Annotated in this window: 6 protein-coding genes; all 6 read left to right on the forward strand. The window is 45.4% G+C overall.

What is annotated here, in order from left to right; all coding sequences use genetic code 11:
* Nucleotides 1-290: 290 nt before the first annotated feature.
* The 6 genes from PAEAM_RS07830 to PAEAM_RS07855 all read left to right on the forward strand — a co-directional run bounded on the left by PAEAM_RS07830 (nt 291) and on the right by PAEAM_RS07855 (nt 23860).
* A complete protein-coding gene (locus PAEAM_RS07830; RefSeq protein WP_100527157.1) occupies nt 291-1091 on the forward strand; it encodes a lipid II flippase Amj family protein in 801 nt (266 codons plus the stop codon).
* 580 nt (nt 1092-1671) lie between these two features.
* Nucleotides 1672-2277: an anthranilate synthase component II gene (locus tag PAEAM_RS07835; protein ID WP_100527158.1), complete on the forward strand. Its 606-nt coding sequence runs from the start codon at nt 1672-1674 to the stop codon at nt 2275-2277.
* Nucleotides 2278-2304: 27 nt separating this feature from the next.
* Entirely contained in the window at nt 2305-4101 is a 1797-nt protein-coding gene (gene pabB, locus PAEAM_RS07840) for an aminodeoxychorismate synthase component I (RefSeq protein WP_100527159.1), read from the forward strand.
* A gap of 17 nt (nt 4102-4118) precedes the next feature.
* Nucleotides 4119-7895: a condensation domain-containing protein gene (locus PAEAM_RS07845; RefSeq protein WP_100527160.1), complete on the forward strand. Its 3777-nt coding sequence runs from the start codon at nt 4119-4121 to the stop codon at nt 7893-7895.
* Nucleotides 7896-7914: 19 nt separating this feature from the next.
* Nucleotides 7915-10353, forward strand: coding sequence for a non-ribosomal peptide synthetase (locus tag PAEAM_RS32465; RefSeq protein ID WP_165789858.1), 2439 nt, complete (start codon nt 7915-7917; stop codon nt 10351-10353).
* Nucleotides 10346-23860 carry a non-ribosomal peptide synthetase gene (locus PAEAM_RS07855; RefSeq protein WP_133120420.1) on the forward strand — a complete coding sequence of 4505 codons (13515 nt, stop codon included), beginning with the start codon at nt 10346-10348 and terminating at the stop codon, nt 23858-23860. The genes PAEAM_RS32465 and PAEAM_RS07855 overlap by 8 nt, the downstream gene beginning before the upstream one ends.
* Nucleotides 23861-23891: the final 31 nt, after the last annotated feature.

Here is a 23891-nt window from a genome sequence, read left to right on the forward strand (position 1 = left end):
TATATAAATTGAAATAAACATTTACACGAAACGGAGAGGACAGAAAAAACCTGAAGAAACGAAGTGTTCGCCTTTATCCCCGGATTTACCCCTTTATAAAAGGAATCAAAAAATCTGGGGATAACAGCGATCGGAAGGTTGTTCTGTCATCGGAGTGTCCCAGTGTAAACATTCTTTAGTTCAACTTATATAAAAGGATCTCGTTCCTATACTTTTGCAAGCCAGAGGAGTATAATGCTGTCCATGAAAGAAATAAGTTCAATAACAGGAATATAAAGGAGTACATACATATGTTTAGTCTTAGCCTGGCAATCCCTATGCTGTTCACCATGCTGATTCATGCCGCAGACAGCTTGTCATACGCGCTACGCCTTGGTGGTTTACGCACTCGCAGAATTGCGCTAGCCATTTCTTTGGCGGGTATCTTGCTGTTGGTTTCTCGAACCTCGAATATGGCCCAGGGCCCAATGGTAGGTAATCTGGTGGATACCGCAACACGTGGAGCCAATCCACACTTTGCGGCGCAGCTGCACTGGTTAATGGGTGCGGCAACAATTGGAACGGCATTAGCCATATTGTGTTTTCCAACCATGGTGAAGCTCTCATCGAGAATGGTTGTACATTTTGAAGCAGCCGGTTCTATCCCAGCAATGGTTCGCGATATGCTGAAGCGAAGCAAGATTAGAAATGCAACGTATTACATCACCCCGCCATCCTGGAAGATGGCCAAACGTTTGGTGCAACATGGGATGCCAAGACGGTTAATGATGCTGCATGTAGCGGTAACCGCAATCTACACCACAGGTGTTCTGTCCAGCCTATACGCAGCGTACCTTTACCCAGGGCAGGCTGTGGCTGCATCCCAATCAACCGGGCTAATTAACGGAATAGCAACGATTTTGCTGACCATCCTGATTGATCCGCGGATTTCCCTGCTCAGTGACAAATCATTACGTGGTGAGATCCGTTTGGATCGCATGAATCAGATTTATGGCTGCATGCTTGTATCCCGTTTATTCGGTACACTGTTGGCACAGTTGTTATTAATTCCATTTGCGTATTGGATCGGTTGGATCGTAAGTATGATGTGATAGAGGCTGGCCTTATCAGGAATGTATCCATACATCCCGAAGGCCAGTTTTTTTGTGAATTTCGGCTCAAAGTGATTCATAAAAAAGACAAAAAAACTCATTTTATATTGAAAATTTACATAATAAGTTATCAAAGTGCAAAATATTTAAAACAACAGTGGTATACTTGTTTAATATGGGTTATTATGAAATAGGCATTGTTTTTCACTTTAATTCCCAACATATAATAATATTACATGATACAAAATGTAACAATTCGGATAACTTCCAGTTTTTACCACAAAAAAGGCAACCAGACGTCGTTCTCTTTGCTTCTCCTTTACAAGTCACTTATTCCAGAATCAACCCTCTTATCAGATTTCACTAACATCGTAGTGAATATCATTTTGCGCATAACACAAAATAATGAACTTCATTAAACCGAACAGTCTGTTTTTTTTGGGTCTTTAGGACCTGTATCCTTAACATAACTAAGATCAGAACGGCTATTTACATGGCGTTTTAGACCGAATAGTCAGTCTCCTAGCTTGTAAGTCATCCTTTTCTGGATTTTAATTCAATATTGGAGGGATACCTGCTTATGATCGTCATGATTGATAACTTTGATTCTTTCACGTATAACCTTGTGCAGTACTTCGCTGATCTGGGTGAGAACGTAAACGTGTATCGTAATGATGCGATTACGGTAAAAGAATTGGAAGAGATATCGCCGAACTATATCGTGATTTCTCCAGGTCCATCTAATCCGTCTAACGCTGGAGTTTCTCTTGAAGTGATTCGATACTTTGCTGGAAAGATTCCAATTCTTGGTGTATGTCTTGGCCATCAGGCTATTGCTCAGGCATTTGGAGGAAAAGTGGAATCAGCCCGGCATCTTATGCACGGCAAAACCTCGGATATCTCGCATGATGGAAAAACGTTATTTCAAGGTATGCCTGCCGTTCTGAACGTGGCAAGATACCACTCGCTTATTGTCAATCCTGATCTCCCGGAAGAATTGGAAATCACCGCATGGTCCAGCGATGGGGAAGTGATGGGACTTCGTCATAAGAAATGGAGTATAGAAGGAGTTCAGTTCCATCCGGAATCCATTATTACGCCATCCGGCAAACAGATTCTGGCTAACTTTCTGCAGAACTGTTCTTATCAAAAGACGGAATCCGACTCAAGTTACGTTACGCTCTAAACTAACTTCTCAAGGAGGTATTCTTGAATGAATCAATCAGATGCCAATCCGTATATCTTATTTGATTTTGTAGGCGAGGATCGTTGTAAACAGCGCAAAATCTTCAGGAATCCTGTTGAAGTCATTAAAGCGACATCCATTGAAGAGGTAAAACCAGCGTTGCGACAGATTCAGGACGCTGTTGATAAGGGGTATTATGCAGTAGGTTATGTGTCCTATGAGGCTGCGCCAGCTTTCGATCCCGCTTTTCGAGTTCATTCAGATGTGGCTTTACCGCTCATATGGTTTGGTATTTTTGAAGGGTATGATACAGGTTACGCATCTTCATCTGATGAATATCGGATCTCAGGATGGGAACCAACGGTTACAGAGAAGACCTATCATCAGAATATACATAAAATTCACGAGGCCATCGCGCGGGGAGACACCTATCAGGTCAATTATACGATGCGTCTTCGGTCGGAATATGAGGGTGACCCTTACGCTTTTTATACAAAGCTATGTGATGCACAACAGGCCGATTACTCAGCCATGCTGCAACTCGGTGATATTAGTATTTTAAGTGCTTCACCTGAATTGTTTTTCAAAAAGAATGGAAATCAGCTGGAGACTCGTCCGATGAAAGGAACAGTGAAACGGGGATTCTATCAGGAACAGGACGACGAATTGGCTGACTGGCTGTATCAATCCCCAAAAAATCGGGCTGAAAATGTGATGATTACGGATTTACTCCGGAATGATCTTAGTGTTATAGCCGAGACGGGAAGTGTGCATGTCCCGAGACTTTTTGATATTGAGAAATATTATACTCTGTTTCAAATGACCTCTACCGTTACAGCAAATGCCAGGTCTCACATACAGTTGGAGGATATGTTCTCAGCACTCTTTCCCTGCGGTTCTATCACTGGGGCACCGAAAATCAGCACAATGGACTTAATTTATGAATTGGAAGATACGCCAAGGGAGATCTATTGCGGATCGATTGGCATGTTGAGTCCGGATGGTTCATCCGTTTTTAATGTAGCGATTCGTACCGTGTGGATTGATCATCAGCGAAATCAGGCTGAATACGGTGTGGGTGGAGGCATCACCTGGGATTCGACAGCTTCGGATGAATATGCAGAGGCCAAAACAAAAGCGTTAATGCTAACGGAACAAAAGCCATATTTTGAATTGTTGGAATCGCTTCGATTGGAGAACGGGCAGTATTCCCTTTTGGATAGGCACCTTGACCGGATGATGGATTCTGCATCCTATTTTAACTTTGAGGTGATTAGAGAGGATATTCATAACCAACTGACTGCTTATGCCAGCAAACATTCAACCGGCCTTCATAAGGTCAGAGTGTTGTTATCTCCATTAGGACAAATTTCGGTTGAGAGCACGCCTCTTATTGAAACAAAAGAAACACAAACGGTAGCTCTCGCGAAATCACCAATTTTCTCCAGTCAGCGCTTCTTGTATCACAAGACCACGAATCGGAACATGTATGATGTTCATCGTATGGCGTGTGGAGATAGCTATGATGTTCTGCTGTGGAATGAGCATAGGGAACTTACTGAATTCACAACAGGAAATGTTGTCATTGAGCAACAGGGTAAAAAATATACTCCACCCAGAGATAGCGGATTATTAGCAGGCACATTACGAAATCAACTCCTGTATGACGGAGCTCTTGAGGAAAAGGTATTAACGTGCAGAGACATAATCGAAGCAACAAATATATGGCTCATCAATAGTGTCCGTGGGTGGATCCCCGTTGAAGTTTCACAGGAAAGTCTGGACCATTCGTTACATGAACTCACCATTACCTCAGGGCAGTGAAAGGAGAAACCGTTCGAATGTCATTTCATACTAGCCTCCAACGTTATATAAGACATGAGCTCCCGGTTCAACAACTTTCTATATCCATGCGGGCAATGACCTCTTCCGGGGCCTGGGATGAACACTGGACCCAACCGACTGCTTCCAGCGTATTGAAGGCGCAGGAACATTTCAAATATGGGCAGAGACCGAAGTTGTGGGAATCACAACCAACTCTTTCGGCTGCTGGGGAGCCAGCAATTCTGATAGGCAAACCGCTTGATTGTTCAGGACATCCTAAGACACTTGCTGAGGCTTTTGATCTGACCGTCAGGAATCATCCTAAGAAGAAATTGTATTATAAGAAGGAAAATGGGGAAGTCCGAATATCAGATTATATGGAATTGTCTCAGGATGCTGAACGCATCCTTCAAGGACTGATTCAACAAGATGTCCGGCCAGGGGATTCCATCATTTTGCAAATTGAACGGATAGATCACCTAGTAGCTGCACTCTGGGCTTGTATACTTGGCGGTATAAACCCAGCACCGCTGAAGCCAGCTCTTCACTTGCCATCCGATCACATGGATCACACAAAGCTGAAACAGGTGTGGGAGTTATTGGATTATCCGCTCATTGTAGGAGATTCTGCTGGTACTTTCGAAGGGGAGGGCACACGTGAAGAAGCGGTAATTTCGGTAAATGAGCTGTTGCGGCATGAGCGTTCCCAGGAAAGGCACAGTAGTGACCCCCATGCCCCTGTCCTTACCCTCTTTACATCAGGAACAACAGGTACTCCGAAGTGTGTCCGGTATCAGAATCGCCAGATTCTTGCGAACATTATAGGGATTAAACAACATCTGGGCCTGACGTCGGATGAGATCACCTTGAATTGGATGCCTCTCTATCATGCTGGTGGATTGTTAACCAATCATATCCTCGGAGTTGTGCTGGGCAGTGAGCAAGTGTTAAGTTCCGTTGAGCGTTTTTTGAATTCGCCAATCTCATGGCTGGAAGATATAGAGGAGCATCAAGTCACATTCACCTGGGCTCCTAATTTTGCCTATGCACAGATGAATCAGCAGCATGAAGCCGTTCATGCCAGACAATGGGACTTGTCATCCATTCGTACCATATTGAATGTAGGTCAGCCGATTTCAGCTCGAACAGGCAAAGAATTCCTTCATCAATTAGTTCCGTTTGAGCTTAGAGCTGATAGTATTGTTCCTGCATATGGCATGACTGAATTTTCCGGCAGTCTCTGCTTCAGCAGAACGTTTAATCAATCCGAGACAGGTGGAATTCAGCATATTGTTAAGGGGTCGATGGATAGCGAATTGATCTTTGCAGATTCCCCCATTACGGACGAAACAATAGCCTTTGTCGAGATTGGAGAGGTGATTCCCGGCATAAGTCTGCGTATAGTAAATGATCGCAATGTTCCACTTCCCGAAGCTCATGTGGGGAGAGTTCAACTCAAGGGAGATTCAATTATAACGGAATACTTCAAGAATAAAGAAGCGACTAACAACGTATTGACGAACGATGGGTGGTTCGAATCAGGGGATCTCGGTTTTATTAAAGGTGGAATGTTGACATTAACAGGCAGAGAAAAAGATGTGCTGATCATGAACGGCAAAAATCTATACAACTATGAGATTGAAGCCGTGATGAAGCAAGTATACGGTGTTGATGCTGACTATGTGGCAGCGGCAGGAATATCTGGTGGAGAGTCTGGCAATGATCAGCTGTTGTTATTTTATACACCTTGGAATGACGATGAAGGATTAAATCTGTTCGTCATTCAGGAGATGAGAGGTAACATATCGAGACAATTTGGCGTGAATCCGAGGTTTATTGTTCCAGTAAGCAAAAGGGAATTCCCTCGTACACCTACAGGTAAAATCCAGCGGCTACAACTTGTAGATCTACTACTCGATGGCCAATTTGATGAAACGCTCAACCGAATAGAATGTATGCTGCATGAACGTCAGCAGGCTCAGATGATGATGGAAGAAGAGGTTGCAGCAACCTCTGTTGAACAGGCTGCTTGGGTACAGGCGGAAGAAGAGGACACCGGGGGAGCACAGATCCAGCAGGGCAAGCTGTGCATTATTCACTACACATCAGAGCAGGATCAATGTCATGAGGCTTTGGTGTACACCAAAGTACGTGAATATGTAAAGGAACATAATGTACTTCTTGACCGAATTGAAGTGTACAGACAACCTCATATAGGTGAAGGCGCATTGGCTTCTTCTGAGCACTATGCATTTCTAGAAAAGGCATTTCTATCGGTCTTGGGATTGACCCAAGTGAGCAAGCATGATGATTTTTTCCTTCTTGGCGGGGACTCCCTTCGCATGATTCGTCTGCTAGCGATGATTGCTTCCGAGTATAAGGTGCGTATTCCGGTACAGCGTTTTTTCAGACAAGCAACCATCAATGGAATTCTTCAGGAGTTGCAGAATGCGGAACCGTTGAAGAGTCATATTCCTATACCGGTACAGCAGCAACGAACAGAGAAACTTCCGCTTACATTGAAACAAAAAAGCCAATGGGTTCTGCACATGATTGCTCCAGAGAGCGCCTTTTATACCAATACTTTTTCAATTCACTTTACCGGTGTTTTTCATATATACAGACTTCAGAATGCTGTACAAGAACTGATTATGCGGCATGAGGCCTTGCGTGTTCGCTATGGTATTCAAGATGGGGAACCTTATCAATATGTTAAGGAGCTAGGATCTGAAATAGAAATTAGACGGATAGATCTTACCCAGCTTCAGGAAAATGAAAGGCATGTTGGAATCAGGATGGAGATTGATCGGGAAGCAAACTTGCGGTTTGATCTTGTGAACGATGCATGTCTTCGTATGTGTCTGATTGATTGCAGCCCGGACAAGCATATTCTGGTTGTGTCCATGCATCACATTATATCTGATGGCTGGTCAGTGGAGATTTTCACCAACGAATTGGTGCAATTATATAACGCGGAGTTGGGAGATTCGCATCGAATGTTGTCGCCACTTTCTGTCTCTTACTCGGATTATGTGCTGTGGCAATCCTCCATGGAGCAAGGCAGTGATTCTCCTCTATGGGAACTAAAAGAGTACTGGATCAATAAGCTAAACCGAACATTACCCATCATACAGGTACCATGTGATTTTCCATATCCTGAGGCCAGAACGTACAAAGGAAATACGATCGAACGTATCGTAGATTCCCAATTGACCTCCAAGACATTAGTGAAGGCAAACCGGTCAGGGGTTACGCTCTTTATGCTCTTATTCGCGGTGTATGGCTACCTAATCCATCGTTTTAGCAGACAGTCCTATATTCCCATTGGTACCGTAATGTCCAACAGGACCCGTGCCGAGGTGGAGAATCTCATTGGATTTGTAGCGAATACCGTTATTTTACCCGTCGAGTTTAGTGAAGATATGACGTTTGATGATCTGCTGGAACAAGTTAAAGGGATGTCCCTGGATGCCTATCAGCATCAAGAAGTACCTATAGAAATGCTGCTACCTGACCTTTCGTATCATACGGCACCGGGATCAACACCGGGTTTTCAAGTCATGTTCACACTGCAAAATGAATTTACACACCAATATCAGCTTCAGGACGTATCAGTGCAGTTGATGATTGAAGCAGGAAGTACATCCAAGTATGACTTGATTCTACATGTATATGAAGAGTCCGATATTCTTAGGCTGCGTATGGAATACAACACGGATTTGTACAGAATGGAAACCATCGAAAGGCTTCTTCAATTCTACATCACCATGCTGGAAGGGGTTGTTGAGCATTAAGCTGTCGAGTCTGAATAGATTGCCTGATACCGAGAGGCGTATACTACTGGAGCAATTCAATGATACGAAGACCACATACCCGCGAGAAGCAACACTGATTAGTTTGATTGAGGAACAGGCGAAACGATCTAGTGAACGAGTTGCCTTGCGTTATGAACATACGGAGATGACGTATGCATCATTAAATAGTGAGGCCAACCGCTTGGCGTTATATCTTCGACAGCAAGGCGTGAAACCAAATCAGGTTGTAGGCATTTTGTTTTCACGTTCACCCGGAATGGTTATCAGCATTCTTGCCGTACTTAAGGCTGGTGGAGCTTATATGCCGATTGATCCCGAGTACCCGAAGGAACGTATTCAATACATGCTTGAAGATAGCAAAGCGCAATTCTGTATTACGGAAGAGCAGGAGTATCTGCCTGAAGAAATGTCGATTAAGGCCATTGTTCCAGACCTGCTGGATGACGATGGGAAAGAGGGCAACTATGCAACAAATCCGGAACAAGTGAATCGACCATCGGATTTGGCATACATCATCTACACATCAGGATCAACGGGCAAACCAAAAGGGGTCATGATTGAACATTCCAATGTTGTTAGGCTGCTTTTTAATGACCGAAACTTGTTTGACTTCACCAAAGAAGATGTGTGGACACTGTTCCATTCATTCTGTTTTGATTTTTCGGTATGGGAGATGTATGGGGCGTTATTGTATGGTGCCAGATTGATTATAGTTCCTCTAAATGTGACAAGAGAGCCAGCACAATTCTTATCATTACTACAGAAGGAACAGGTCACTATTTTAAACCAAACTCCGACTGCCTTTTACCGAATGGCTAAATTGGAAGTACAGTCAGACTTAGATACACCGCTGGCTGTTCGAAAGGTAATCTTCGGTGGAGAAGCTCTTCAACCTATACAACTACTGGAATGGAAGAAGAAATATCCTGAAACCCAATTAATTAATATGTATGGAATTACGGAAACAACGGTACATGTGACATATAAGGAAATGGAATGGGATGATATCCAAGGCAAAACAAGCAACATTGGGAAACCCATTCCTACGCTTCAAATTTACATTCTGGATGAACAGCGGGAATTGGTTCCGATCGGTGTGGAAGGGGAGATTTATGTTGGCGGTGAAGGTTTGGCTAGGGGATATCTGAACCGGGAAGAACTGACCGCCGAACGGTTTGTTCCCCATCCCTTTGCACCCTCGCAGCGGTTATATCGAACTGGAGATCTCGCCCGCTGGCAGATGAACGGTGAACTTGAATATTTGGGAAGGATCGATCATCAAGTGAAGATCAGAGGTTTCCGAATCGAGCTTGGTGAGATCGAATCCAGACTTTTGGAGATAGATGGGATACAGCAAGCAGTCGTAACGGTGAGAGAAGGTGACACAGGAGAGAGTGTTCTCTGTGCATATTATGTCTCTGAACGACTTCAGCAGAGCAAAGATTTACGAACAAGGCTGTCTCAACATCTGCCGCAGTATATGCTGCCTGCTCATTATATTCAAATGAAGGCTTTGCCAATGACACTGAGCAACAAAGTGGATATCAGAGCACTTCCCGCTCCTAGCGACAGTGTGACTCCAATGGATGTTACCGATTTGGTTATGCCAAGCCATGAACTGGAATGGCAGATGCTGAACATTTGGCAGGAGATGTTGGATAACCGCAATATGGGGGTAGAGTGTAATTACTTTGAGCTTGGCGGGGACTCCATTCGTGTAATTGAACTGATCAGCCGAATGAACAGAGAGCTTGGACTTCATATCCAAATTGCTGATATGTACGATTATCCAACGATTCGCGAACTGGCTAGACATCGTGCTTCCCTTCATGCACCCGATAACGTCCGGAACGAGATAGAGATGGAGTTATTACAGATGCGTACAGAGTGGCTGGCGAACCCGACATTACGAGCCTTGTTACCCTCCAATGTGGAAGACGTGTATCCCATGAGCGATATTCAGCAGGGAATGGTGTTCCATTACATGAAAAATGAAGGTCTGGGTGTATATCACGATCAGTTTATATATCAGATTCATGAGCATCGAATTCAGGCGCTGAATCTTCAAACAGTCATGAATGAACTCATAATCAGGCATCCCATTCTGCGTACTGGTTTCAATATTTCCGATTTTCCCGTACCTGTCCAATATAGTTGTGAACGTATACATTTTGATATTCAGGAGGTTCTACTGGACAGTCTGGATAGCGAATCGATAGAACAGGAAATTCGGAATTATATGGAGCTTGACCGGAAGCGGCCATTTGATATCCAGCAAGCTCCGCTCTGGCGTCTGGTGATTTTCACCTCCCAGGAGGAGTCATATGTGGGGTGGATCTTTCATCATGCCATTCTGGATGGATGGAGCGTTGCCGTCTTTATGTCGGAATTACTGAATTTGTACGGTGCTCTCAAAGGAGGGGAAGTCAGTGCCTGATCCGTTAAAAACGAGCTACAAAGATTATGTTATAGATCAGATGGCCCAATCTAGAAATTCGTCCATTATGGAGTATTGGCGTGAAGAACTGGCGGATTATCGAAAATATGCATTCCCGGAACAGTCCGAGATTCATCATGGCAATTCAGTAGCCAACTCAACAGTGACTCTCCTTCCATCGGAACTGTACACCCAGTTAAAAGAAGCGGCACGTAATCAGCGTGTTACGGTTAAATCCTTGTGTCTGTCTGCATTCGTCACTTCATTATATATGTTGTCCTATGAGGATGATATCCTGATCGGGCTAGTCGAGAATGGACGTCCTGTCCATGAGGATGGAGCACGCATATTGGGCTGTTTTCTAAATACCGTTCCTATGCGCATGCAATTTGACTCTCTGGTGAACTGGGGGGACATTACTCAAAATGTATATCATAAACAAGCCGCACTCAAAAAGTATGGCCGGTTGTCCCTTGTTCAGATTCTAAATGCAATTGGGGAGCAAAGCAGCCGAGAAAATCCGCTATTTGATATCGCCTTTAACTATATTGATTTTCATGTGTATGAGTCTGTGGAAAAAGGAATGTTTGAATTTAAGTCTTACAGCTATGAGAAAACAAACACTCTCCTTGATTTTAGTATTTCAGTAACTCTCGGTGAGTTGTCCGTCAAGATGGTGTCATCTTATCCAACAGCATTCACAGATCGGCTGCTTGACGTATATCTGAAGGTTCTTGGTTGCTTGATTGCCAAACCTGAACAGAAGATCGATACAGCCGATATTATCACGGAGGAAGAACACGCGTTACTCGAAACTTACAATGACACAACAGCCGAATACCCTTATGAGGCAACCGTTGTAGAACTGCTCGAGCAGCAGGTCATACACCAATCTGAGCGAACCGCAATTGTCATGGGGGAGGAGCAGTTATCATACCGTGAATTCGGTGTGCGAGTTGATCAGTTTGCAATTCAGTTGCTCGAATCTGGTGTTGAACCTGGACAGAATATTGGACTTATTTCAAGGCGGTCCATAGAAATGATAACGGCCATTTTCGCTATTTTGAAAGCAGGATGCACCTATATTCCGCTGGATCCGGAGTTCCCGACTGAGCGAATTCGTACCATACTTGCAGATAGTGATGTGGCTGTACTTATTGCTGAGAAGGATCTGTTCATCAGCGGCTATGAAGGCAAGCAGATCAATCTGTTCAAGCAAGAACAGTTGCAGAGTGACGGCGAGCGGCAAGCTGTGGACATGTTTACGAAATGCCACAGATCCGCTGAAGATGTGGCCTATATCATGTATACATCGGGGTCTACAGGTAAACCGAAGGGTGTACAAACGACACATCGTAACATTGTGAAGACCGTAATCAATAACGGTTTTATGGATATTCATGAAACGGACCGGATGTTGCAACTCTCCAACTATGCATTTGATGGTTCAACATATGAAATATTCGGTGCTTTACTCAACGGAGCTACGCTGGTGCTGATTCCCAAGGAAACCGTCCTCAACGTGTCGGAGCTTGCTGATACGCTGGAGCGTGAACGAATCACTTCGGCTTTTATGACTGCTGTACTGTTCAATGCTGTTGTTGAATGGGATGTTCAATGTTTGAAACATGTGAGAAGGCTTTTCTTTGGCGGAGAGGCTGGATCCAAAAAGCATGTGGAGAAGGCTCTGCAGGTTCTGGGGAATGACCGGATTGCTAACGGATATGGTCCGACGGAAACGACCGTTTTTGCAGCGACTTATCTGGTCAATCAACGTTTGCTGGATTATAGCACAGTTCCCATCGGAAGACCTGTTCACAATACCCAGACTCATGTAATGAATCGAAAAGGACAACTTCAACCTGTTGGAGTACCTGGCGAGTTGTATATTTCCGGAGATGGACTTGCGCAAGGTTACCTGCATCAGGCTGAGTTAACCGAAGAACGTTTTGTCATCGGTTCTGCTGGAGAAAGAATGTACAGAACAGGCGACCTCGTTCGCTGGCTGCCGGATGGAAACCTCGAGTACATGGGAAGATTGGATCAGCAAGTGAAGATTCGTGGAAACCGGATTGAACTTGGCGAGATTGAGAGCAGGCTATCCAGGATTGAATCGATTCAGGACGCTGTGGTCATGACAGAGAAGGATGAGCAGGGACATACCTATTTATGCGCGTATATCGTCCCAAGTGATAACAAAACTCCTGTGTTGGATTGGAAAAAAGAGCTGAGGCAGACCCTGCCTGAATATATGGTTCCCAATACGTTCGTTACACTGGAAGCCTTCCCCATGACACTGAACGGTAAGCTCGACCGGAAGGCGCTTCCCAAGCCCACGAGAAGACAGACCAACCATTTCGTTGCTCCAGCTAATGTGTTTGAAGAGAAATTAGCACGTATCTGGGAAGAGATTCTGGATATACAGAGCGTCGGAGTAGAGGAGCATTTCTTCGAAATTGGAGGGCATTCACTTAAAGCTATGATGCTTGTGGCCAGAGTGCAGAAGGAAACCGGCGTAAAGGTTTCACTACAGGATGTATTTATCATGCCTACGATTCGGGAGATGGCCATGTGGATCATGGCAGCACGTTCGACAGACCACCCTGGAGAAGAACTTGTGCCCGTACCCTACAGGGACACGTACCCGGCGTCTTCTATCCAACAACGGATGTACATTGTTCAGCAAATGGAAAATGCAGGCGTAAGCTACAATATGCCTTTCCTGCTTCGGTTAAATGGCAAGCTGGATGTGAATGCCTTGGAGAGATCAATGCAGATGCTGATTCAGAGACATGAGGCATTGAGAACTTCATTCGAGTTATACCATGGTGAACTGCGGCAACGTATTCACGGACCTGATCAGATATCTTTTGAACCGTTACGCCTCCAAAAAGCTTCATTAGCAGATACGGAGGAATTGGCTATCCAGTCGTTTGCTGAACAATTCATCCAGCCATTTGATCTGGGAGAAGCTCCTTTGTTCCGAAGAGGTTTACTTCGGATTAATGAGGAGTGTCATGTGCTACTGCTGGACCTGCATCATATTATTTCGGATGGACGATCGATAGAGATTCTGATATCCGACTGGGTTCGGTTGTATCAGGGGCAGTACCTCTCGGACCTGAGTGTGCAGTACAAGGATTATGCTGTCTGGGAACAGGAGAGATATCTTCAGCAAGAGGCATACAACAAAAGTCAGGAGTACTGGTTGTCCCTGTACAAAATCGAAGTCCCTGTTCTTGAAATACCAACAGATCATCTGCGCTCGCCGATCCGCCGTTTTGAGGGAAGTCGTGTGAACTTAACGTTAGAACCTGCTCTTGTGAGTCAATTAAAAGATGCGGCAATGACCAATCAACAGACCTTATTTATGCTTATGATGGCATCCTATCAGATTCTGTTGTCCAAGTATTCAGCTGCAGAAGATGTTATAGTGGGCACTCCTTTTACAAGCAGAGATACCATCCAGCATGAACAAATGGTAGGCATGTTCGCCAACACGCTGGCACTTCGAAGTGAACCCAAGGCAGAACTGTCGGTAAGTGTATATCTGGAGAAGATGAGAGAAATTACGCTGGCAGCCTATCAATACGGTCGATATCCACTGGAAGACCTGATAGATCGCTTATCACTGCCGTTTGATTCAAGTCGACATCCATTGTTCGACACGATGTTTATGCTGCAGGATTCAGCAACAGCACAGATGCATATACCGGGACTTGAGGTCGAGTATGCAGAGTGGGATCATCATGCATCAAAATTTGACATGACATGGGTCTGCACATATTCCGAAGATGATATGACGTTATCGGTTGAATATCGAACGGATCTGTGGGAGTCACATACCGTAAAACGGATGTTACAACATTATGTACATTTGCTGCAGCAGATTGTGGCTTTCCCGGAACTGAAAATTGGGGAACTGGAGCTTGTAACCGAATCTGACATTGCACAGATAGATGAATGGAATAACAGCGATGCGGATTATCCTCAAAATGTTTCCGTGGCTGAGCTGTTTGAGCAGCAGGTTGAGCTCGGTAGCGCGAATCAGGCTGTCGTGATGGACGGGTACCGTGTTACGTATCAGGAGTTAAATGATCGCGTGAATCGTCTTGCACGATACCTTATTTCACAGGGCGTTCAGCCTGGGCAACGTGTCGGGCTCATCATGGACCGCTCCATTGAGGTCATTGTTGCAATGCTCGCCATTGTCAAGAGCGGGGGGGCGTACGTCCCTATTGATCCAAGCTTTCCAGCGGACAGGAAGACATTCATGTTGATGGATAGCGGGGCAAGGTGGTTGATTGCAGACCATCCTGATCAGATACCCAACTATGAAGGTGAAGCTCTGATTTTTAATGAAAATGTCTGGGCACACGAATGCAATCAGAATCCGGTTTTCACACGAAATAATGTGAATAACAGCGCATATGCCGAGTCTCTTGGACCGGAAGATCCCTTATATGTCATGTACACCTCTGGTTCCACCGGCACCCCAAAGGGGGTAATTACGACACACCGCAATGTGATCAAGACGGTAATTCATAATGGTTACGTGGATATCACCCCTGAGGACCGCCTGCTGCAGATATCTAATTATGCTTTTGACGGATCGACTTTCGACATCTATGGTGCCCTGTTACACGGTGCTGAACTTGTTCTGTTGAAACGCGAAGAGGTGCTGGATGGGAGTGCTCTCGCCAAGGCCATTCGCGAACAACATATCACGATCGCTTTCATGACAACGGCACTATTTAACACATTGGTAGATCTGGATCCGTCGTGCCTGAACGGGACTAGGAAAATTCTATTTGGCGGTGAGAAAGTATCCGGGACACATGTCAAAAAGGCCGTTGATCTGCTTGGCAAGCATAGACTTGTACATGTATACGGCCCAACAGAGACGACGGTATTTGCCACATTTTACTCCATCGTTTCTGGTGAATACATTCCAATTGGTCAGCCAACGAATAACACAAAAGTGTATGTGCTGAACCATGAAGGCAAGCAATTGCCTGTTGGTATTCCCGGCGAGTTGCATATAGGTGGACAAGGACTTGCCCAAGGATATTTGGGACAACCGGAGCTCACCCGTGACAAATTTATAGCTAGCCCATTTATTCCGGGAGAACGTCTATATCGGACTGGAGATCTGGTTAAATGGCTGCCGGATGGAAATCTGGAATTCATTGATCGAATAGACCATCAAGTGAAGATTCGTGGCAATCGGATCGAACTGGGGGAAGTAGAGGGGCGCCTGCGTATGCTGCCAGGTATCCATGAAGTGATTGTGATGGCGGATCGTGACGATCAGGGTCACTCCTATCTATGTGCGTACACTTTACTTCAGGATGGAGAAGCCAAGCAGTCCTTTCAAGAACTGGTAACGATGTGGAAGCAGGAACTCAAGCAACAAATGCCGGAGTATATGGTCCCAACCGTCTTTTCCATTTTGAATGAGATACCGCTTACTCCGAATGGAAAGATTGATCGGAAGAAGCTTCCGAAGCCGACAATTGTACGAGGGCAGCAATATGTTCCGGCAGAGAATCCGGTCCAACAGAGCTTGATTGAGATATGGGAAAGCGTTCTAGACATTAAGAAGATAGGAATACAGGATCATTTCTTTGAATTGGGCGGACACTCTCTGAAAGCCATGTTACTAGTAGGCAAGATTCACCAGGAACTTGATGTCAGACTTACCTTGCTGGATGTATTCCAGGCCCCAATTCTTCGGGACATGGCTGGATGGATTCAGAAGGCCGCTCGGAATCAGTATAGAGCCATTGAGCCGGCTCCGGTGATGCAGTCATATCCTGTTACATCAGTTCAGAAACAGATCTATTATGCCCAGCAGTATGAAAACAGTGGAACAAGTTATAACATGCCGATGTTATTTGAAATCTCAGGAGCATTAGACACGGCTCGTCTGGAAGCATGTTTTAGACGGGTCATCGCACGTCATGAAGCCCTGCGGACATCATTCAATATGGAACATAGCGAATTAATTCAACGCATTCATTCGATAGATGAAGTGGAGTGGAAGCTTGAAAGGTGGACTATGGATTCATTGGAATCCTCGATCCAGGAATCTGATGGAACTGAAACAGATCCAATGTCTGGCGTGATGTCCACTTTTGTTAAGCCGTTTGATTTGGCAGAAGCACCGCTGATCAGGGCAAGTGTAATTGAATTCGATAGGGAACGGTATGTACTGGCGCTGGATACACATCACATTGTGTCTGACGGAGTATCTACTCATCTGATATATGATGAACTGTTTGATCTTTATCAGGTACGGGCACTTGATCCGATACGTGTTCAATACAAGGATTATGTGATGTGGAAGCAGAAACAGCAGACGAGCCGTACCTACGAGGAAGCACAGCAGTTCTGGTTGGATCAGTACTCGGAATTTGAGAGTTCCGCAGAACTTCCAATGGATCGTGCACGTCCTGCCATCAGATCGTACCGGGGGGCATCCTATACATTTGGTTTGCCAAGTAAGAAGGTACAGGAATTGAAAAGAGCAGCTGCCGGTTACGGGGCTACTCCATTCATCCTTCTTTTATCGGTGTATGGCCTGATGTTGTCTAAATATACGGGTGATGAGGACATCACCATAGGGGCACCGATTGCCGGACGAGAACATATAGATGTGGAGCCCACTGTGGGGATGTTTGTAAACACGCTGCCTTTGAAGCTTAATGCATTTGCTGATCTGACGGTTGGTGAATATATCCAGCATGTCAAAAAATATATGCTGGCAGTACATGAACATGGTATGTATTCTCTCAGTGATCTATTAGACAAACTTCATTTTTCTTTTCAGCCGAACCGAAACCCCTTATTTGACACACTGTTTGTACTGCAGGATATGACGCTTCCCGTCAAAACACTTCAAGATATATCTGTTCGCAAGTTGGACTGGCATGGACAGCAGGCCAAATTCGATATGTCCTGGGTGTGGCATGAAGATGGGGATGAACTCGTGGCTGAGGTTGAATACAGTTCAGATTTATGGGACCGGGTTACCGTCGAACAAATGACTCGTCATTATATTTATTTGCTGGAACAACTATTGAATAGCATGGATAAGAAATTGCGGGAGCTGGAGCTGCTTACCCCGCTAGAAAAAAAGTATTTTAGAGAGCTTAATAAAACCGATGCTGAATATCCAAGAGACTGGACTGTTACGGATGCATTTGAATCCATGGTATCAGAACAACCAGAACACGAGGCACTCCTGTACGGTACAGAGAGTGTGACTTATGGACAACTGAACGAACGCGTAAACCGGATGACGACATTACTCAAGCGACGTGGAATTAAGCCTGGTGACTATGTCGGACTATTAACACATCGTAAACCGGAGATGATCATTGCCATCCTGGCGATATTAAAAGCAGGAGGAACGTATGTCCCTCTCGATCCCAAATTCCCTGAAGACCGACTAACATACATTTTACGGGACAGTGGAGCACAGTGGCTCATCATGGAGCAGTATCAGACCCTTGATTCCTACACGGGAACAATTATCCCCCTGCTCGAACCACAAGTTTATGCAGAGGGTAGTTCGATACAGACACCAATCTCCTATTCAGCAGAGCAGCCTGTCTATGTCATGTATACCTCGGGATCTACCGGAATGCCCAAAGGTGTGGTAACGAGTCATCGCAATGTAGTGAAAACCTGTATCAATAACGGATTTGTTGAAATTGGGCAAGAGGATCGAATGTTACAGTTGTCCAATTATGCATTTGATGGCGCCACATATGAAATTTTTGGAGCACTTCTTAATGGCGCAACGCTCGTGCTTATGCCTAATCAACATGTTCATGATGTGTCGTATCTTACACGCACTTTGAGACAAGAGAGGATCACGAGCCTTTTCATGACAACTTCCCTGTTCAATACGGTAGTTGATTATGACGTACACAGCCTGCGTAGTATGAGGAAACTGTTTATTGGCGGAGAAGCTGCCTCGGTGAATCATGTGATTAAAGCGTTGGATGTACTGGGAGAACATCGGATTGTAAATGGTTATGGCCCGACCGAGACGACCGTTTTTGCAGCAACGTATTCCATTGATGAGAGAGTAAGGGAAACCGGGCGTGTTCCCATTGGCCGAGCCATTCATAATACAAGGCTCTATGTATTGAATACATGGGGCAAGCTCCAACCTGTGGGAGTTCCTGGAGAATTGTACATCGGAGGCGAGGGTCTGGCTGCTGGATATTTGGGACAACCGGAGCTGACAGAAGAGAGATTTCTGGCCTGGCACATGGAAGGGGAAGATAGGGTCTATCGTACAGGAGACCTCGTAAGATGGTTAAAGGATGGCACCATTGAATATTTGGGTAGATTGGATCAGCAAGTGAAAATCCGTGGAAATCGGATTGAGCTGGCAGAGATCGAGGATCACATCCTTGCTCTAAAAGAGGTCAACGAAACTGTAGTTACCGCACTTCGTGATGACCAAGGGCATTCCATGTTGGCGGCGTATGTTGTAATTGACCCTGCAAGTGTACTTGCCCGAAATGAAACGAAGAACGAGCATCAAGCTGAGAACTGGAGAAGAATCTTAAAAGAAACACTTCCTGAGTATATGATTCCATCCATATTCATCGAGCTCTCATCCTTACCGCTTACACGAAACGGGAAGCTGGACCGAAAAGCTCTGCCTAAACCTGACCTTGCTAGACTGTCTTCAAATTATGTGGCTCCTTCAACACATACGGAGAAGGAAATGGCACAATTATGGACTGAAGTTCTGGATCTCACCCAAGCGGGCTTGCATGATCATTTCTTCGAAATGGGCGGGCATTCACTAAAAGCAATGGTTCTCTTAGCGAAGCTTCAGGAGAAATGGGCCATCAAATTAAGCATGCCGGATTTATTTAATGCTCCAACGCTGCAACAGATGGCCTCCTTGATTGACCAAGGGGATAAGCAGAATCATACTCGTATCCCACGTGCCAAAGAACAAGACGATTATCCCGTGTCGTCGGCACAGAAGAGATTATATCTGGTGGAACAGTTTGAGGATACCGGGACAAGTTACAATATGCCCATGGTACTGAGGATGAACGGGAAACCCGATGTGATCCGTCTGGAGCTTGCGCTGAAAGGACTTATTCATCGGCATGAATCACTAAGAACCTCCTTCAGAATGGTTGATGGTGAGCTGCGACAGCACATTCATGACCTGAAGGACATGCATTGGAAACTGGAACTTATAACTGAACCTGAAACGCTTGCAGGTCTTGAGAGGAATGAACAGCTGGCTCGGTATATTGGCACATTTGTCCAGCCCTTCGATCTGGGATGTGCACCGCTTATGAGAGCAGGGTTATGTGTACTTTCAGACATAGAATATGTGTTGGTCTTGGACATGCATCACATTGTTTCGGACGGAGTGACGACCGGAATTCTGTATCAGGATTTTATTCAACTCTATCAGGGACATCCTCTTGATGAGATGACAGTTCAATATAGGGATTACACAGTGTGGATGAGTGAACAGAAGAGCAAGTCGGCCTACCTGACGAGTGAAGATTACTGGCTTAAGCGGTACGAGAAAGACATCACCGTATTGGACATCCTCACAGAGGGTCGTCGCCCAAGCCGGCGACAATTCACAGGTTCTTCCCATACGTTTGAACTGAGTCCTCAGCTGAGTAGCGCAGTGAAACAGTTAGCACAACAGACAGATGCAACACTCTTTATGGTGATGTTGGCAGCGTATAACATTCTTCTGTCCAAGTACACGGGGGAAAAAGATATTGTTGTGGGCATTCCATTTGCGGGAAGGACTCATAAGGATATATCTTCCGTTGCAGGCATGTTCGTTAACACGTTGGCGCTGAGACAAGAATTGTGTGGTGATCTCCAGATTCACGAGTGGATCGGTCATGTGCGCAGGGACACGTTGCTGGCTTATGAACATGGAGAGTACCCATTGGATGAACTTATTGAGAAGCTGCAAATCGCAAGAGACCCAGAGCGTAATCCGTTATTTGACACCATGTTTGTTCTACAGGATGCCAAGCCCCGGACGGTAGAACTGCAAGAGTTGCATATTGAACCTCTGGATTGGACGAGTAACACTTCTAAATTCGATATGACTTGGGTAGTTCACGAGAATCAGGAATCTCTTAAACTGACCATAGAATATGCGACAGACCTTTACGAACATTCTCAGATGGAAAATATGGCGCTTCATTATGAGCATGTGTTAAGACAAATGTCCACCTCTCCGGACATATTACTGGACGAGATCAGGCTGATCACTCCTTCGGAAGAGCAGGAGATCCTGGGACAGTTCAACGACACTTACGCAGAGTATCCGCGTGATCGTACGATTAGCCAACTGTTTGAAACCCAAGCATCGCTTCGTCCCCATCATACGGCGTTGCACTTTTATGGGGAGACGCTAACCTATCAGGAGCTTCACCAGAAGGCTTGTCAGCTTGCCAGCTATCTTGAACAGAGCGGCTTACGCCGTGGAGAAGCTGTCGGCTTGTTGGCAGACCGTTCGATTGACATGATTGTGTCGATCTTGGGAATCTTGCGAGCAGGAGGCGTGTATGTTCCGCTGGATCCATCCTATCCACAAGAGAGAATGATCTACATGCTGGAACACTGTAATGCAAGAATGCTCGTTGCTCCATCGGATAGACCTCTCCCTGGGTTCAAAGGGTTCGTGGTTCCATTGGAAGAGTCCAGTCGAACTCTATTAGAGAAGGACAGATTATCTGTTCAATACGATGGTAAACCAACGACATTACCGGATGAAGCGACCATGCCAGCGTACATTATGTATACTTCAGGATCGACCGGATTACCGAAAGGTGTGGTCACTACACACCGAAATGTCATTAAGACAGCGGTGAATAATGGATTTATCCATATCGATGAACAGGATCGTATGTTACAGCTCTCCAACTATGCCTTTGACGGATCAACTTATGAGATCTTCGGTGCATTATTGAACGGGGCAACGCTTGTACTGATCAGCAGAGAGGACATGTTGGATATCAACAAGCTTTCCTCAATTATGAAGGGGCAGCGGATCACATCTGCCTTTGTAACTAGTGTACTGTTTAATGCGCTGGTCGATCATGATGTAACCTGTTTGCAACATGTGCATCGATTATTCGTCGGAGGAGAGGCTCTTTCCAAATCTCATGTCATGCAAGCCCATCAATATCTGGGAGATGATCGGATCGCGAATGGGTATGGTCCGACCGAAACAACCGTTTTTGCAACGACATATAATGTCGGACGCAATCTGGCAGGTCACGGTTCGGTTCCTATTGGAAGACCCATTCATAATACGAAAGCCTATATTCTCAATGCGCAAGGCCATCTTTTACCTGTCGGTGTAGCAGGTGAACTATATATTTCCGGTGAGGGTGTAGCAGAGAGATACGTAGGAGATCCGGATCTGACGCTGAACAGGTTCATGGAAGATCCATTTTGTCCCGGGCAACGAATGTACCGGACAGGGGACAGAGTCCGCTGGATGTCTAATGGCTGTATAGAATTTCTTACACGGATCGATCATCAGGTCAAAATTCGCGGACACCGAATTGAACCGGGAGAGATTGAGTCTAGGCTGATACAGCATTCTGACGTACAGGAAGCGGTCGTTGTTCCTCGTCAGGACAATACAGGACATTATCTGTGTGCTTATATCGTTTCATCGGAAGGATTCCAAGAACAAGAGCTCAGAAAGTATGTTCAGCAGAGTTTGCCCGAATACATGGTGCCGTCGTATTTTGTATCGATTGCCAAGCTCCCGGTAACGCGTAACGGCAAGCTGGATCGAGGAGCTCTCCCGGCACCGGATCTGAACATCATAAAAGGGGATTATCGTCCACCGGTAACTCAAGAAGAACAAATATTGGCCCAAGTCTGGTCAGAAGTACTGGGTGTGGAACGTGTGGGAATCGACGACAACTACTTTGTCCTCGGAGGGGATTCCATCAAATCCATACAGATTGCTTCAAGACTTACTCGTCATCACCTCAGACTACAGGTCAAGCATTTGATGTTGTATCCGACAATCGCGGAGTGTGCCGAGTTATTGGAACCTATGGAAACGAGGAAAGAGCAACGAGACATCATTGAAGGAGACATCCCTCTCACTCCAATTCAACAATGGTTCTTTGCACAGAGGTACAGCAACATGAATCATTGGAATCAATCCATGATGTTATTCAACCGAGAAGGGTGGGATACGGACACGGTAAATGAGGTGTTCCATAAACTTTGTGAGCACCACGATGCGCTACGTATCCGATTCGATATCCAGCCGGATGGTGTGGTACAGCGTGTTTCCCGAATAGACAAGGATAAGGATTTCCCTATGGAAATACATGAAGTGGAAGCTGACGGGGATCATGCCCACCTTGAACGTCTTGCGACAGCGATTCAATCCAGGGTGAACCTGGGGCATGACTTAATTCAGCTTGGTGTGTTCAGAACACCTGAAGGTGACCATCTGCTTATTGCTATGCATCACCTTATTATTGACGGTGTATCGTGGCGAATTCTGCTGGAAGATTTCCACTGCATGTATCAGGCTATTCTCATGGGGGACAAGACGGTGAAGTTGCCCGAGAAGACGGATTCTTATGCCTTCTGGAGTCGTGAACTTCAGAATGTAGCCACAGCGGAAGAGATGAAGCGTCAACAAGCATACTGGGACAAGCTAAATCAGAAAGCACTACAACTTCGCGATCATCACGATAAACCTGGTTTGCTCAAGCATAGCAAAACAGTGACTTTGGAACTGGAACCTTACAGAACGCGACAGCTATTGACTGAAGTTCATCGTGCGTATCACACCGAAGTTATGGATATTCTGTTGACGGCCCTCTCCATGACGTATGCAAAAGACATTGTTATCGATCTTGAAGGACACGGGAGAGAAGGCATACTGGACCATGTGGACACCATAAGGACTGTAGGCTGGTTTACCACGATCTATCCTGTGCTTCTCCGTACAACTCATGAAGAACTTGGTGAAGCGCTGCGTCATACGAAAGAAATGCTTCGTGGCATTCCTGGCAAGGGAACCGGGTATTCAATCCTGAAATATCTGACTTCCGAGTTGAATGTGAAGGAGTCACCGTGTGATCCCGGCATTGTCTTTAATTATCTGGGGCAATTTGGAGGAGATACACAAGGCGAGTCGTTCGCCATGTCACCCATGCCTATGGGGGAATTGATCAGTCCACTTAACCGAATGTCCCATTTTGAAGAGTGGAACTGTGTAGTCGATCAGGGGAAATTCCAACTGATCCTTCGCTATGATCCTTCAAGAATGGATGAGAGAGAGGCTATGGAGCAAGTAGCCCGCTATGGCTCGAATCTGGAGAGATTGATAGTGCACTGCCTGACTCGTGAAGCCGAGGAATTTACACCCAGCGACTTTAGCGATGCAGACCTCACGTTGGATGAACTTGATGATATCTCGGATATCATTGGCAAGCTGTGAGCATTCCGGAGACTCCTGAGAATGAACAGGG

Origin of the sequence: Paenibacillus sp. GM1FR, from assembly GCF_002803315.1 — a bacterium.
Classification (GTDB): Bacteria; Bacillota; Bacilli; order Paenibacillales; family Paenibacillaceae; genus Paenibacillus; species Paenibacillus amylolyticus.